The 15244-nt window shown below is 52.7% G+C and carries 10 protein-coding genes; 4 read left to right on the forward strand and 6 right to left on the reverse strand.

The window, feature by feature from the left end; translation table 11 throughout:
• Window position 1: 1 nt before the first annotated feature.
• The 5 genes from glk to ACMAZB_RS06635 all read right to left on the reverse strand — a co-directional run bounded on the left by glk (window position 2) and on the right by ACMAZB_RS06635 (window position 9116).
• Window positions 2-988, reverse strand: coding sequence for a glucokinase (gene glk, locus ACMAZB_RS06615; RefSeq protein WP_435219898.1), 987 nt, complete (start codon window positions 986-988; stop codon window positions 2-4).
• Between the two features lies 1 nt (window position 989).
• On the reverse strand, window positions 990-2897 hold the full coding sequence (edd, locus tag ACMAZB_RS06620; RefSeq protein ID WP_435219899.1) for a phosphogluconate dehydratase: 1908 nt from the start codon (window positions 2895-2897) through the stop codon (window positions 990-992).
• Between the two features lie 141 nt (window positions 2898-3038).
• Window positions 3039-6344, reverse strand: coding sequence for an amidohydrolase family protein (locus ACMAZB_RS06625; protein ID WP_435219900.1), 3306 nt, complete (start codon window positions 6342-6344; stop codon window positions 3039-3041).
• 238 nt (window positions 6345-6582) lie between these two features.
• Window positions 6583-8211 carry a glucose-6-phosphate isomerase gene (pgi, locus tag ACMAZB_RS06630; protein ID WP_435219901.1) on the reverse strand — a complete coding sequence of 543 codons (1629 nt, stop codon included), beginning with the start codon at window positions 8209-8211 and terminating at the stop codon, window positions 6583-6585.
• 23 nt (window positions 8212-8234) lie between these two features.
• Complete coding sequence (locus ACMAZB_RS06635; RefSeq protein ID WP_435219902.1) at window positions 8235-9116, reverse strand: ROK family protein; 882 nt, start codon at window positions 9114-9116, stop codon at window positions 8235-8237.
• 102 nt (window positions 9117-9218) lie between these two features.
• Here ACMAZB_RS06635 and ACMAZB_RS06640 point away from each other — a divergent pair, with 102 nt between their 5' ends.
• Both ACMAZB_RS06640 and ACMAZB_RS06645 read left to right on the forward strand, forming a co-directional pair.
• Window positions 9219-9980, forward strand: a complete 762-nt coding sequence (locus tag ACMAZB_RS06640) for an SDR family NAD(P)-dependent oxidoreductase (protein WP_435219903.1) — start codon at window positions 9219-9221, stop codon at window positions 9978-9980.
• A 33-nt stretch (window positions 9981-10013) separates the two neighbouring features.
• Window positions 10014-10520 carry a hypothetical protein gene (locus ACMAZB_RS06645; protein WP_435219904.1) on the forward strand — a complete coding sequence of 169 codons (507 nt, stop codon included), beginning with the start codon at window positions 10014-10016 and terminating at the stop codon, window positions 10518-10520.
• Here ACMAZB_RS06645 and ACMAZB_RS06650 read toward each other — a convergent pair.
• The gene (locus tag ACMAZB_RS06650) at window positions 10497-10976 is read right to left on the reverse strand and encodes a BLUF domain-containing protein (protein WP_435215506.1); all 480 of its coding nucleotides are present in this window, start codon (window positions 10974-10976) and stop codon (window positions 10497-10499) included. The genes ACMAZB_RS06645 and ACMAZB_RS06650 overlap by 24 nt on opposite strands.
• A gap of 218 nt (window positions 10977-11194) precedes the next feature.
• Between ACMAZB_RS06650 and acsF the strand changes: the two genes are divergently transcribed.
• Together acsF and ACMAZB_RS06660 are read left to right on the forward strand one after the other, a co-directional pair.
• Window positions 11195-12250 carry a magnesium-protoporphyrin IX monomethyl ester (oxidative) cyclase gene (gene acsF / locus ACMAZB_RS06655; RefSeq protein WP_435215507.1) on the forward strand — a complete coding sequence of 352 codons (1056 nt, stop codon included), beginning with the start codon at window positions 11195-11197 and terminating at the stop codon, window positions 12248-12250.
• A gap of 967 nt (window positions 12251-13217) precedes the next feature.
• Window positions 13218-15161, forward strand: coding sequence for an FAD-dependent monooxygenase (locus tag ACMAZB_RS06660; protein ID WP_435219905.1), 1944 nt, complete (start codon window positions 13218-13220; stop codon window positions 15159-15161).
• Window positions 15162-15244: the final 83 nt, after the last annotated feature.

Consider the following 15244-nt stretch of genomic DNA (forward strand, 5'->3'; position numbering starts at 1 on the left):
ATCAACCTCTAATATGGGGGTCATTGAGTGACGCCGCGGCGCCCAATAGGCCCAGTTGGCTATGGGTTACGACAAATGTGGGAATGTCAGATAGGTAGTCCGCAAAGCGGCCCTTTGCGAGAAAGCGGGCCCTGAAATCACTGCGCCTCAGTAAGTCGAGATAGCGAGGGACAATACCTCCCGCAATGTAGATGCCGCCCTTTGCCCCCAGCGTAAGGGCGAAATTACCCGCTGCCGCACCAAGCACCGCAAAAAACATGGCCATAGTTTCTTTTGAGAGCGCGTCATCAGCACTGAGAGCTGCAGCGCCAATTTCAGCAGCGCTGCTGTATTTGATCTTAAGGTTTCGGTGGTCGGCTAGAGCTTGATAAATATTATTGATACCTTCGCCACAGCAAAGCCTCTCGATAGAGACGCGACCATAGCGGGCTCTCAAAAAATCGAGTACTGCCGCTTCTACGTTGGTAACGGGGGCAAAGTCGACGTGTCCACCTTCCCCGCTAATCACGAGTGGCTCACCGGCATGCGTTTTGGCAAGGGTGGCTACGCCGAGACCCGTACCGGGGCCTAGGGCAACACAGGGGGCTCCGGGTTCAGCGCGGCCACCGCCTACTTTTTCGAGGTCGTTTTCTGATAGCAGCGGCAGGGCCCGGGCAGCTGCGGCAAAGTCGTTAATGATGTTTACTGATTGCAGCCCAAGCGTGGTCATCACCAGTTTTCGGTCAAATCGCCATGCGCTATTGGTAAAGCTAACAGGTTGAACATCCGGTGGTCCCGCCACTGCTAGGCAAGATTCTCCCGCATCGGCCATGGATAACCCCGATTTTACAAGGTCGCTTTGAAGCTGTTCCAAAACATTGCTAAAGGTGGGAAAAGCGGCGACTTCAAAAGAGCCTATTAACCGGTATTCATTTTTTTGATCGTCACAGATGCCGAAGCGGGCATTAGTGCCGCCGATGTCGCCTAGCAAATGCCACTTATTTGCCATCTCAGGCGACCTCAACGCGCGCTCGTTGGTGCGTGAAATGGGTGTCAGCGTCGAAAAGAAAACTGGCGCCTTGTTCAGCAGTACTCACTTGATTTCGAGCTGCAGAAAATAGGTTTCTGCCAACAGTAAATTGATCGGCATTCGGTGGGGTGGCCCTGTTTCTGTTGGCCAGTTCGGGCTCTGATAGCGCAACGCTGAGTTCTCCCGTATTGGCGTTGAGGGTAATCATATCGCCGTCTCTGATTCGAGCTAGAGGGCCGTCTGCAGCGGCCTCTGGCGTAATGTGTATTGCAGCAGGAACTTTGCCTGAAGCGCCACTCATACGCCCATCGGTAATCAAGGCTACTGCATGACCTTTATCCTGAAGGCTGCTTAAGAGTGGGGTGAGCTTGTGTAACTCAGGCATGCCATTTGCCATAGGCCCTTGAAATCTCACCACAACAACGCAATCACGGCTGAGCTCCCCCGAGTCGTAAAGTGCTTGCAGAGCGTGCTGTGAGTCGATGACGACAGCTGGGGCTTTTACAATTTGGTGAGCAGCGCTTACGGCAGACACCTTTATAACGCTACGCCCTAAATTGCCCTCAAGTAATCGGAGTCCCCCTTCCTCTGCAAAGGGTGCTCTGGTATCCCGTATGACCGTGTCGTCAAGGCTTGCTGCGGGCGGTTTTACCCAGCTGATATCAGCGTTACCTAGGCTGGGTTCACTCACAAAATCAGCAAAGGGGAGGCCTAGGCATGTGCGTGCATCACTGTGCATAAGTCCGTCCGAAAGCAGGTTTTGAAACAGAACCCCTGTGCCTCCAGCGGCATGGAAGTGATTAATATCAGCCTGCCCATTGGGATATACCCGGGCGAGTAGAGGCGTGGCTTGTGATATCGCATCAAAATCGGACCAGTTCATGATGTACCCTGCGGAGCGCGCTATGGCTATCAGGTGAATACAGTGGTTCGTGGATCCTCCAGAGGCAACCAGCGCCACTAGGGCGTTAACTAAAGCCCGGGCATCAACCTGCTCTCCGAGTGGGGTGTAGCGACTGCTCTTGGCGGTAATGCGGGTGACTTGCTGGGCAGCGTAGGCAGTCAAGGCCTCACGCAAGGGTAATTCTGGATTAACAAATGACGCGCCGGGCAGCTGCAGCCCCATGGCCTCTAGCAATAATTGATTGGTGTTTGCTGTGCCATAAAAAGTGCAAGTGCCCGCGCTGTGGTAGGACGCGCTTTCGGCGTGAAGCAGCTCTTCGCGGGTGGCATTGCCCTCGGCAAAGCGCTGGCGTACGGCTGCTTTTTCTTTATTGGGTAGGCCCGAGGGCATGGGGCCAGCAGGTATGAACAGCGCGGGCAGATGGCCAAACTGAAGCGCACCAATTAAAAGCCCCGGCACGATTTTATCGCAGATGCCCAAAAGCAATACTGCGTCAAACATTTGGTGGGAGAGGGAGACCGCAGTTGCCTGCGCGATCACGTCACGACTAAACAGCGACAATTCCATACCGGCTTGGCCTTGAGTGACGCCATCGCACATCGCAGGTACACCACCGGCCACCTGTGCAGTACTACCGACTGCCCGCAAAGCGGCTTTTATTTGGTCGGGATAGGTTTCGTAGGGCTGATGCGCCGAGAGCATATCGTTAAACGCGGTCACGATGCCCACATGGGCGGCGTCCATAAGCTTAATAGCAGATTTGTCGGTTTCGTTACACGCGGCAAAGCCATGTGCGAGATTGCCGCAACTTAATTGCTCTCTTCCGGGAGCTTGACGGGCCATAGAGTCAATCATTGTCAGATATTCATCGCGCAGGTGACGACTGCGTTGCTCAATATCGGCAGTGACTTTGCTAATAATGGGAGAGACTTGAGTACTCACAGATGCTTCACCAGAGTGATTAGAAGGGTAATAAAATAACATATATAGCGTATAAAATTCATTATATACCCCCTTAAATGTAATTTAAGCACATAAGTGACAGGTTATCCGAGCGTGTAGGCCTCAAAAGCACCTCAGCGCCCGTCACTTTGCTGATGCGCCGTAGCCAGGTTGAGGTTCTGGTTAGTGCCGCCAGTGATGCCGAGCTTGTTTAGCCTCTAGAGCCTCCAAGGTTCCCGCAGGCAGTTGCTGTCCTCCGGCTTGATGGAAAAAGAGAGGCGCCGTTGTGCTCTTGCCGGTCAACATCTCGTTCATTGTAGTGGTGCCAAATAAGCGGCCGTTGAGCATGGTATGTGAGACGTATTCCGATAAACGGATGTCGTCGAGTACATTGCCGTCAATAATGGCAAGGTCAGCTAACTTTCCCTCCGCAATTGAGCCAATGTCAGCATCCATACCCAGATGGATAGCGGCATCATAGGTGGCGCCACGAAGTGCTTCCCAAGGCGTAAATCCGCCCTGAACCATCATCCACATCTCCCAATGGGGGGCAAGCCCCTCTCGCTGACCGTGGGCTCCAATCATCACTCTCACGCCATTATCTCGGAGCTTCTTTGCGGTCCTAGCGACATTGATGTGATTGTAATGATGGTCAGGTGCCTTGGGTCTGCGCATGCTTCTGGGTTCGACGAATTGCCGGGGTGAATAGCGCATAAGGCGTTCATTGAGCCAGACATCGGTTCGATCATACCAATACTCCTCACCCATCAGTCCGCCGTAGGAGACAACGAATGTCGGCACGTAGCCGGTGCCTACTTGGGACCAAAGTTGTACAACATCATCGTAGATTTCGGCAATTGGCAGTGAGTGTTCAATACTGGTGTGACCATCAATGAGGTGGTTCATGTTGTGTTGAAACTTCATGCCGCCCTCAGGGACCACCATAATGCCTTGCTGATCAGCGGCTTCAATAATCTGTTGCCTCGCGCTTCTGGCGAGTTGATTGTAGCTTTTCACCGATACGGCTCCGGAGGCTCGTAGGCGCTCAATATGAAACTCAGCGTCTTCGAGGGTATGAACCTCAGTGGTGGCTCCGGGCGCATTGGCACCATACAGAATGGTCCCCGTGGACCAAGTTCTCGGTCCCAAAATAAGCCCGGCTCGCTGCATTTCGGCGTGGGTGAAGATTTCGCTGGTGTCATTAGATGGGTCATGAATGCTGGTGACGCCAAAGGCCAAATTCGAAAGTTGCATCCAATTTTGTTGGGGAATAATTTCCTCACTACCCATGCCGCCGTGAGCGTGCGCATCGATAAGGCCAGGAACCACAGTTTTGCCACTAATATCGACAATTTGCGCCGTGCTAGGAATATCAACTTCGTCCCGTGGACCTACTGCAGTGATGCGATTTTCTTCGATAACAATGACACCATCAGATAGGACGTGCTGCTGACTGTCGGCCTCTTGCATTGTTACAACGGTGCCGCCTACGAGGGCGATCACCGTATTTGGTTTATCAGCCGGCACTGAAAAGCCTAAATCAATCGATTGAATCTCGGGTTCGGCCATCGCCGTATCATTAGATTCATCACTGCTCGGTGCTAGAGCGCTGAAGGCATCTTGCAGGTTTCTGGTAAACAGTGTCGGTCCGTTTGACCAGTGCAGTGCCTGACTGTCCGCCGACCAGTGAAGAAATTCTCCGGCGCGTTGAGAGACGCCACGAACTGGAATCGCACCTCCAGAGCGTTGCGCACTCATAGGCTTGCCCGTCCCTGTCAGGGGCATGACATAGACCCTAAAGTGCTCCGTAAATGCCAGCCAGTTGCCATCGGGTGATACGGCATAGCTCGTCACCTTTTCGCCTTGAGCAACCACACGTTTATCTAGGCCATTGTGGTCCACGCTATGAAGTTCCAAGCCGTTTTGGCCCCGTGTGGTAAACAGTATGCGGCTTCCGTCTGCGCTGAAGGCGGGGTGGTGTCCGGTATTGCTGACCTTGAAGGGTGCGCCGCCTTTAACAGCAACACGATAAATACCGGGATCCACAGACCAAAGGGGTGACAGTAAATAGCCCCCTGTCGTTTTGCGGTAAACCACAGATTTTCCATCGGGAGAAAATTGTGGCTGAACATAGTGACCGGGGGTGGTTACAAGCGTTTTACTGCGACCGCCTCCAGCGCTCACTATTTTGACGCGGCCTAATGATTGATCATCCCAAGAGGTGTAGACCACTTGTTGACCATCCGAGGAAAGTGCTGGCCAGTATTCAAAATGCTCTTTTTGCTTTGTGAGGCGTCGAGGTTTTTGGGCACCGTCGGCGGTAACTCTCGAGTGGTAGAGATGACCCATGCTGCCAAAAACGGCGGACTGCCCCTTTGGTGTTAGCTGTGCCCAGCGCAGCATCTTACTGGCAACCGTTTCGGGCGCAACGTCTACCGGAAACCGCACCGTGTCGCGCACTTTTTTCGTGACAGCTAAACGTATGGGCAGTGTGCTTGTGGCACGGGTCTCAGTGTTCAGTCTATGGATTCGCCCTGCAGTCCAGAACATAAGGTCACGGCCGTTGGGCAACCATTCGAAGGCGGTTGTGTTGCCGTGACTCCCTGCGGTTTCTTGCTCGTCGCGCTCTAATGTGTCGTAAACAACGGTTTCCATACCCGAGGCGAGATCACGAATAACAATCGCGCTGTTGAAATCTGGAAGTCGTTTGACGAAGGCAAGCTTGCTGCCGTCTGGCGATGGGGTAGGGCGCACGGCACCTCCGGGCCCTCCGGTTATGGTAACCGTCTCTCCGGTGGTTAAATCGAGTCGTTTGATGGCAAATATCTCGCCAGTCGAGTCCTTGTTGTACTGCCACACCAACCCCGAGGTTGTGTCTTGACTGTAGTACAAATGTTTCCCATCGGGAGAGAAAGCGGGTTCTGCAATGGATTTTTGGGCGCGTTTACCGTCGGTATTGTCGACAACTTCGACACCACTACCACCATTGATGTGGTACATCCAAATCTCCCCTGAGGGAATGCTGCGCCTTGAAACGGTGCCTTTACGTACCGCTATCCACTGGCTGTCAGGCGTCCATGCTGGGTTGTGAAGGTTGTGCTGACGTTCACTCGTGATCTGAAGGACGTTGCTGCCATCAATGTCCATAACCCAAATGTTGTCATTGCCGTCCCGATCAGAGACGAAAGCAATACGTTGGCCGTCGGGGCTGAAGGTGGGCTGGAAGTTCCATTCTGTGCCCTGGGTCAGGGCTGTCACAGGGCCGCCTGCTATGGGCACGCTGTATAAGTCGCCCAACATGTCAAAGACTACGTGGGTACCGTCAGGACTGACATCTACGAACGACCAGGTCGTAGTGTCCGTATCAATGGTGATGTCCCGCCATGGGCCAGGGGGGTTGGAGACATCCCAGCTCGCCGGCTCTTGAGCGGCGCTGAACGCCTCTAGCGCAAACAGCACTCCGAATAAGGTCATTAAGTATCGGGTCATAAACTGTCTCCAAAGGACATTCAGACAAAAATTAGGGGCTCGTAATGGTACCGGTAGCCATTGCTTACGCAAGTGTTGTCTCCAATGGGTTTGCCATCAACACTCGTTGTTGTTGCTCTCGATTGCTGTGCCCGGGATTTTATGGTCGCACCATTGGGATGACATAGTCCCAAACACCGCGCATCGCGTTTTGGGCTTACAGCTCACAACAAGCGTCCATGCTGCATTTTATGGCTTTCTAGCGTGGATTTGTGTCTTTGACATTGATCGACCGCCATGCCTGAATCGCCATTGCCGTTGCCGGATCAATGGTGTCGAGACCTTCACCGTGTTCGAGCATCGTTGATATCTGCCGACCGATCACCTTGCCCAATTCAACACCCCACTGATCGAAGGCATTGATGCCCAGTAATCGTGAGAGAAAGAAGGTTTTATGCTCATAGGCGGCGATTAAAGCACCGAGTATTTCTGGAGTGAGCGCCTCGAAATAGATCAGTGAGTGGGAATGATTACCCGGCATCTCATAATGTGCTGCAAAGCTGTCGGGTTGACCGCGCTCTTTAGCAAGCTGCATTGCTTCGCTCGGATTTCGTCCAATCAAAAGCGCTCGACTCTGAGCCAACGCATTGGCCACAAGTTTGCGCTGTGCATCGAAATCTCTGCCTTCCTGCGTAAGGGGCAAAATAATGTCGGCGGTAAAGCGACGGTTGCCCTGATGGAGCAGCTGATAGTAACTGTGTTGGCCAATCGTCCCGGCCGAACCCCACAGCACTGGTGCACTGGGCACAGCAAGGGCCGCGCCAGTGAGGTCGACTCGTTTTCCGTTACTTTCCATGGACAGTTGCTGCAAAAAGTCGGGGAGTTGCTCGAGACAATGGGCGTAGGGTAAAACGACGTGGGTATCGGTCTTGAGATAAAGGGTATTCCAGTATTCGAGCAGGGCCATTATCAGGGGAAAATTATCGGCGCCTCGACTGCCTAGGGTGTGAAGGTCCATTTCTTGAGCGCCGTTGAGCAGACGCTGGAATGTGGCCCAGCCAGATTGCAGTGCTATAGAAATGCCCACGGCAGACCACAGTGAGTAGCGACCTCCAACCCAATCCCACATAGGAAAGCAGTTGGCTTGGCTAATACCAAAATCACTAGCGGCGTCGAGGTTGGTAGTAACCGCCACCATGTGTTTGTCGATGTCCGACTCGCCCGCGCCGGCGGCGAGTAGCCAAGCTCGCGCCCTCAGCGCATTGGTCAACGTTTCTTCTGTGGTGAATGATTTTGAGCAAACAATAAAAAAGGTCGAGCGAGGGTCCAGCGTCGCGAGGGTTTCATCCAAATCTTGAGGATCGACATTGGCGATGAAATGGGCATTTAAAAGGTCGGCGTCAGAACGCAGTGCTCTACACACCATTTTTGGGCCAAAATCAGAGCCGCCGATACCAATATTGACTACATCGGTGAATCGAGTACCACCGAAGCCCGTGCGTTCTTCGCCATGAATTTCTGACACTAGTTGCGCTAACCGCGTATTAGTCGCTTGTATCTCGGCATACAGCTCTGGGTTTGTGTCCGCTCGTGTGCCGCGCAGCAACGTATGTAATGCGGCACGTTCCTCGGTGATGTTTACAGCCTCGCCTCGAGTCAAGGCGTCAAAATCGGTAGCTAAGTTTGACTGCTCGGCAAGTTCGAGCAGGCGCTCTCGGCTGAGTGGGTCGATACGGTGTTTGCTGTAATCGAGAACAATGCCGTTAGCCGCACAGCGCAAGTTGGTTGCGCGGGTTGAGTCCCCCTCAAACCACTGGGCCACACGGGCAGTTGCCATTTGATCGGCTAAATTTTGCAGTTCACTATCAATATTTATGGTGCTCGACATGCAGTAAGTTCCTTGGATTTTTTTCAGATAACGCGCTGAGCGAGTAGTGCTGCGCCAACAAGCCCCGAAAAGGGCGCGAATGCCGGAGCCTTGATGAGCTTTTCTACCGCATCTTCAGAGGAAAATTGGGGCATGTAGTGGTTCATCATCTCCCGCAAAGCGAGTCGCACCTTGCTCAGTAAAAAGGGCGTTTGCATTACCCCGCCGCCCAGTATGATGCTATCGGGAGTTATTGTCAGAAGTAGATTCATGCACATTTGTGCGAGGTAATTTGCCTGCAGATCATTGCCGGGATGGTTCGGGTTCAAATCGCTCAAATTGACGCCCCAACGTTGTTCTATGGCGGGGCCTGAAGCCAGCCCCTCCAGGCAGTTGCCGTGAAATGTACACAATCCCTCGGGCATCGGGTCATCAGGGTTCACTGCTATTTTCATGTGGCCGACTTCGGGATGAAATTTGCCCTGATTCAGCTGATTACTGATAACAATACCCCCGCCAATACCCGTACCGACGGTGACATAAATGATGCGTTGACTGTCACGTGCTGAGCCTAGGGTCGACTCTGCAATGGCCGCCGCATTGACGTCAGTAGTGATCACCAAGGGCAGATTAAATTCAGCCAGCGCCTCGGGGTAGCTGAAATAACTCCAATCGGGCTTTGTGGTCGGGCCAATGACGCCATAGTCGCTGCGTTCTGGCGCTATACCCAACGGACCGAATGAGCCGATGCCTATTGCATGAAATGCTTCTTTCTTGTGCTCGGCGCGTAGGTAGCTCAACAGTTTGGGGAGGGTTTCTGCAGGGGGCGCCGTGGCAATAGAAGTGTAGTGATTGGTAATCGAGCAGGGACTCCCAACGGCGACGAGAAACTTCGTGCCACCACCCTCAATCGCTGCTACGCGCATGTTGTTGAGCTCATGCTGGAATTAACGGTCATTCAGGCTTGCTCATGTGAACTAAAAGCTCCATCTTTCGGGAAGAGAATAACAAAATAGGGTTGCCATGCTATGAAAGCTATTTTTATCACCGGCGCAGGACAGGGCATTGGTCTAGCCATCGCGCGCCTATTTGCTGAGAAAGGGTGGCTTGTTGGACTGTTCGATATCAACGAAACCCTTTGCAATAATCATTTACAGACCCCGTTATTCCACAATGCCGTTGCGGGGTTTTGTGACGTGACAGACCCTGACTCTGTCAATGCAGCGCTGACAGCGTTCACCGATGCTAGTGGCGGCCAACTGCATGTTTTAGTCAACAACGCGGGCGTTCTGTCAGCGGGTGATTTTTCAACGATGTCTGCCGCAGATGTCAACGCTATGATCGCCGTCAACATTGGGGGTCTGACTACGGTTTCACATCAGGCGTTCCCCTACCTGCGCGATACCGACGATGCGGTAGTGCTCAACCTATGCTCCGCGAGCAGTATTCACGGTATCCCATGGTTGGCCGTATACAGCGCCAGTAAATTTTATGTGGACGGCTTAACACAGGCCCTTGCTATCGAATGGCAGGATCACGATGTTCACGTGACTTGTCTCAAGCCACCTCCCATCAACACGGCTATGGGGCACCAGTTAGACAGTCGCCATACAGAAAAAATGCCCATCACTATGCAGGTGGAACAAGTTGCCGATGAAGCTTTTGCTGCGATCATTGAGCGTACGCCGCATCGAATTTTGGGCCGCAATACAAAAGCTTGGTACGTAGTAAACGGTTTATTGCCCGCGTCGTTGCGAAGTCGGCTGACTCGCTACATCACGGGTGCTTGAACCGCATTTTTAAATGAAAAGAGGACGGAGCCTGTGCGTAAAGCTCTTAAATTTTGCCACACTCTAGGCGGCGTTGGCCTGTTGGGGACTTTAATCACTTTGATCATTGTCCTGGCACTGTTGCCAGACCCCTTACAAGATATTCATGGCTACGCAGCGCTTACTGAGCTTATCGATCGATTGGCTCGCTGGGTTTTGTTGCCGTCTCTGGCATTAACTCTGGTTTCTGGCCTGCTTTCTATTGGTGCGGTCACGGCGTTTCACAGCGCGGGTTGGGCCTGGTTGAAATTGGCGACGGGTATCGTGATGTTTGAAGGCACACTGCTCGCCGTGCAGGGTCCTATACAGCGGGAAGCAAAGCTGACGCGGCAGTTTTTAAACGGCGACCTTGAGTCTTCTGCACTAGCGGGCAGCTTTGACACCATTAGTTACTCGATTGTGGTTCTGGGAAGTGTTGCCGTAGCCAATGTTGTGCTGGGGATTTGGCGCCCTCGATTGGGCAGGCGCCGAGCGCTATCAGCCCAAGTCGCGGAAGAGTAGGGCGAGTCGCTCGCCGCGACTCAGCGCTTTTAAGAAAGCCCTGGGTTCTTCGTTACTGTCGAAAAAATTGGAATACCCTCTGAGCATCGATACGTCAATGCCGTCAAGGTCTAGGAAGCCCATCTGCCAATCGCTAAACTCTCTCGATTCGAGAGGTTCGTCAAAAAGCACCTCAACGCCTTCGTGCCGCTGATCAGACATAATGCTGTTGAAGGTTTCCTGCACCCTCGATCGAGCGCCTTCGATGACCTGAAAGAACGATTGGTTTTTATGGAGCAGCAAACCTGAGATGTTGCGGCCTTCGTTCAACCCTCTGGCTTCCCTCAAAAGACCGATGAGGTCTGCGGCTTTCATATCGCGGGTTTGTGTACTGACGTAAGCGAGGTGAATCAGCTCATCATCAGAAGAGCCTGAGACTTCGTTCTCGGCACGGGTTGCTACGCTATCGCTGCACATGGGTGAAGCCTCCACAAAAATTGGATATGACCACGGCCCGGGATTAGCCGATGGTCAATTGTCTTCCCCCAACCCGATTAAAGGCGGCAATTTCCCCCTTGAAGACACTACGCAAGTAAAATAATCTAGACAAGTCTTTTCGTAACAAAATAATGACATATACTGTAGGAAGGCGACTTAATAACGCCATCGTGGCCTCGGGGGCCAAAGGAGCGCACATGGCAACAACAACGGCAGTAAACGATTCGACGCAGCAAGCTTTAGAAAACAGGTTGCTGGCGCCAAGATTTTATAAAACAGACTACAAAGCATTGAATACGTTAGATGTTTCCTCTGTTCGCCATGAGTGGGATGTGATGATGGCGAACTTTGAGGAAGACAAAAACCGTGCGCATTTTAAGCAGAGTATCGAGTTTGATCCGGACTCTCTTGATGTCGATATGGACCTCAAACGTGATTTTCTCGATCTCCTAGTGAGCTCAATTACGGCAGAATATTCTGGCTGTGTCCTGTATCAAGAGATTGAGAAGAACGTAGATAATCCTGATATTGCCAAGCTGATGCGTTATATGGCGCGGGACGAATCCCGTCACGCAGGGTTTATAAACCGGGCATTGAAGCAGTTGGGCGTGGCGGTAGACCTCAGTGTTTTGAAGCAAACCAAGGATTACCAGTACTTTCGCCCCAAGTTTATTTACTACGCAACTTACCTGTCAGAAAAAATTGGTTACGCGCGCTACATTACGATTTATCGTCACCTGCAGCGCAATCCGCAAAACCAATTCCACCCTATCTTTAATTGGTTTGAGCGTTGGTGCAATGATGAGTACGCCCACGGCGAGGCCTTCGCCTTACTAATGCGTTCTGATCCCAAGTTGCTTCGCGGACACAATAAGCTTTGGATACGTTTCTTTTTACTGGCGGTGTATTCAACGATGTATGTGCGTGACCATTCACGTCCGAAGTTGTATCAGGCCTTCGGTATGGATCCCACTGAGTTTGATTATCAAGTGTTTGACATTACCTCTGAAATTTCCAAGCAAGTATTCCCTATGACGTTGAATACCGATGATCCTCGGTTTCGACGTGGTATGGAGCGTCTGCTGTTCCTCAGTGAAAAAGCCGAGGGTTTGCAGGCCAAGGGCGGTCTTATCAACAAGTGTCTTAGGTTGGGCGTTATAGCTCAATCAGGCCTAACTTTTGCTCGGCTGTACTGTTTGCCAACGAAGCCAAACACGCTGCCCGACCAAGTTTGTATGGCGCCCGCTTGGTAGGCAAGCGTATTGCTGTCGGACGTACGATCATCGCGGTTGTCGGTGTAGCGGCCTTGCCATAGTGAGTGGTTTGTTCAGCAAGGGCGCTAGAGTGGCCTCAAGGCTAAGCTGATTAATCGGTAGCTAGAGACCTGATGCGAAATGCCTCCGGTCGCACAGCTACTCATGCGCGGATACCCTTTCAGGGGATCGTAACGGGGCTGCTTGCGGGGTCTGTGTATGATCAGAGACCACTTTTGCCTGAATTCGTGAAAGCAATTCTGCACACGCATGGGAGCTTGGGCCATGTAGACGCTACCTAACGATGGCATCTCTTAAATGCCAATGTTGCGTGGCTGGTACCACCCTTGATTTTGATCAGGTTTAATCTTCATGGACAAACCCGTTTCCGTGTAAATATCTCCACCGCATTAATGGTTATAAATTCGATGGTCAGAAAAACCCCTTTGGCACTCTCGGGCTTGGAGGTTCAACTGCCGTTTTATCCCGGGATTGACCTGGTCAAGTGGGTGTTGCTTACGCGGATTCGTTAGTGAAAGTCGGCAAGAAAGGTAGCAGGGCGCTCGAAATTGAATCCGCAGCCGCTAGTTCGGCATTACCGAATGGGTGCTTGGCTCACTAAAGGCTGGCACCGTTGAGATGAACGGATTATAGTTAACCTGTTACCTAATTTTGAGCGGTTGCTAGGAACGCAAAATTGGCAAGCAGAGGCTTTTCAAAAGCATCCTAGATAAAATCGAGCTGATGGCTAGGCGGCCCCTCCAGAGGCAACATCGTCAGGGCAGAGCCTGGCAACACACCGGTGCGGGCTCACGGGCTAAAAGCCGCCCAGCGGCGTCTGCATCAGGCCGCCAGGTGGAGCAGCGATCCACCCAGTGATCTTGCCGGTCCGTCGGGTTAAAAACAGCCAGCACATCCTTGGCGTTCTTGAATAACAAATAGTGCGGATAGCGGAGAGTAGTGTCCTATGCAGTACCACCGGAATGGCTTCAACCCCGGCAATTACCAAATCCCCGACGAGGTTCGAAAGCCCTATCCCAATCCGCCGATAACTGATCTGCCCACCGAGGTCGATGTACTTATTGTTGGTTGCGGTCCCGCAGGGCTGACCATGGCACGGCAGATGGCCGAGTTCGGCGATATTTCCACCTGTATCGTTGATCTCGAGCCAGGGCCGTTGCTGTTTGGGCGCGCCGATGGTATTTCCTGTCGAACCATGGAAATCATGGAGGCGTTCAATAGCAGCGAAATGGTGGTTAAAGAAACCTACCAGCTGCGCCAGAATAGTTTTTGGGAGCCCGACAGCGATAATACTGAGAACATCAAGCGCAGCCACAAGATCTTCGATGCCCGAATCGGTCTGTCGGAATTCACCCACGGTATAGTCAATCAGGCACGACTGCACGAACTGTTGCTTGAGGGTATGAAGCACTCGGTCACCGGGCTTGAGCCTCACTACTGCCGAAAACTGATGAAGCTCAACGTGGATTCCAACCTCACTCAGGACCTTGATGCCTACCCCATCACTGCAACCTTCGAGCGCAGCGACACGGAGGAGCAAGGTGAGCAGGAAGTTATCAAGGCACGCTTCGTGGTGGGCACAGACGGGGCTAGGAGCATCGTGCGACGGGGCCTTGGTATCGAGCTCAAGGGTGATTCGGCGAACAAAGCTTGGGGCGTCATGGACGTACTGGTAGTGACCGATTTCCCAGATATCCGGGTCAAAAGTTTCATCCAGTCCAAAGATCACGGTGCGGTGATGCTCATCCCCCGTGAAGGCGGCTACCTAGTCAGAATGTATGTGGAACTCGACCTTCTGGAGCGGGGCGAGCGCGCTGCCAGCATCAAGCTTACTGAGAATGACCTCATTGCCAAGATGCAGCAGATTTACCACCCATATACCGTGGACGTTAAAGAGGTCGCTTGGTGGTCGATTTACGAGGTGGGTCAGCGGGTGGCCGAGCGTTTCGATGACCGGTCACTGGATGCTCAGGAAAATCAGATTCCCCGCGCTTTTCTTGCCGGTGACGCCTGCCATACCCACAGCCCCAAAGGTGGCTGGGGTTTGAATACCTCCCTTCCAGACACTTTTAATTTAGGCTGGAAGATGGCGTCGGTACTGCAAGGCAAGAGCCATCCCAAGCTGTTGCAGACCTATGCGCCCGAACGGCGCAAGGTCGCCGAACAGCTTATCGATGCCGACCGGCAACTGTCGAGACTGGTCGCTACCCAGCCATCGGCGAAACAACTCTCGGCGGACCAACGCAAAACCGATACCACCGATATCGAGGCATTCATGGCTCGGCAAAACGGCTTCATCGCCGGAACCGCCATCGGCTATTACCCGTCGTACATCTGCACAGGACAAGAAAATCAGGAGCTGGCAGCCGGCTTTAATATTGGCCAGCGGTTCCACTCTGCCATTGCCCTTCGCGTGGCCGATGGCCGTCAGCAACACTTGGGACATTTGGTAAAGGCGGATGGCCGTTGGCGCATCTTTATCTTCGGCAGTACCCATAATCCCTGTGACGCGGCTTCCGATTCCGGCCAGCTCATCGAGTTTTTGGCGAACGATCCCGCATCGCCCGTAGTTCGATACACTGCTCAAGATGCCGATATCGATTCAGTGATCGATGTGTACGGTGTCTTCCAGCAACAAGATCTTGCCATTGAGAACATCCCCGACTTTCTGTGGCCTCCCGGAGGAAAATATGGCCTTAGGGACTATGAGAAGGTGTTCTACGGTGAGAAGAACAATGATGTGTTCGATCTGCGCGGCATAGACCGTTCCCGAGGCTGCATGGTGGTGGTGCGCCCGGACCAGCACATTGCCACAATTCTACCGCTCACTGCCCATGCGGAGCTCGCGGCTTTCTTTGACGAATTTTTGCTGGCAACCGACTGCAATTGAATTTGTCGGCGGCGTAAAGTCACCAAAAATTAAAATTGTAATGTGATTTTGGGCGCATCCCACTAAACGCTATGTGCGGCTTG

Origin of the sequence: Luminiphilus sp. nBUS_07 (assembly GCF_051201685.1) — a bacterium.
Lineage (GTDB): Bacteria > Pseudomonadota > Gammaproteobacteria > Pseudomonadales > Halieaceae > Luminiphilus.

Bases quoted from the DNA above. Each gene is read 5' to 3' on its own strand.
- edd (WP_435219899.1), bottom strand. From the start codon at position 2,897: ATGTTATTTTATTACCCTTCTAATCACTCTGGTGAAGCATCTGTGAGT.
- glk (WP_435219898.1), bottom strand. From the start codon at position 988: ATGGCAAATAAGTGGCATTTGCTAGGCGACATCGGCGGCACTAATGCC.
- ACMAZB_RS06625 (WP_435219900.1), bottom strand. From the start codon at position 6,344: ATGACCCGATACTTAATGACCTTATTCGGAGTGCTGTTTGCGCTAGAG.
- ACMAZB_RS06635 (WP_435219902.1), bottom strand. From the start codon at position 9,116: ATGCGCGTAGCAGCGATTGAGGGTGGTGGCACGAAGTTTCTCGTCGCC.
- ACMAZB_RS06660 (WP_435219905.1), top strand. From the start codon at position 13,218: ATGCAGTACCACCGGAATGGCTTCAACCCCGGCAATTACCAAATCCCC.
- pgi (WP_435219901.1), bottom strand. From the start codon at position 8,211: ATGTCGAGCACCATAAATATTGATAGTGAACTGCAAAATTTAGCCGAT.
- acsF (WP_435215507.1), top strand. From the start codon at position 11,195: ATGGCAACAACAACGGCAGTAAACGATTCGACGCAGCAAGCTTTAGAA.
- ACMAZB_RS06650 (WP_435215506.1), bottom strand. From the start codon at position 10,976: ATGTGCAGCGATAGCGTAGCAACCCGTGCCGAGAACGAAGTCTCAGGC.
- ACMAZB_RS06640 (WP_435219903.1), top strand. From the start codon at position 9,219: ATGAAAGCTATTTTTATCACCGGCGCAGGACAGGGCATTGGTCTAGCC.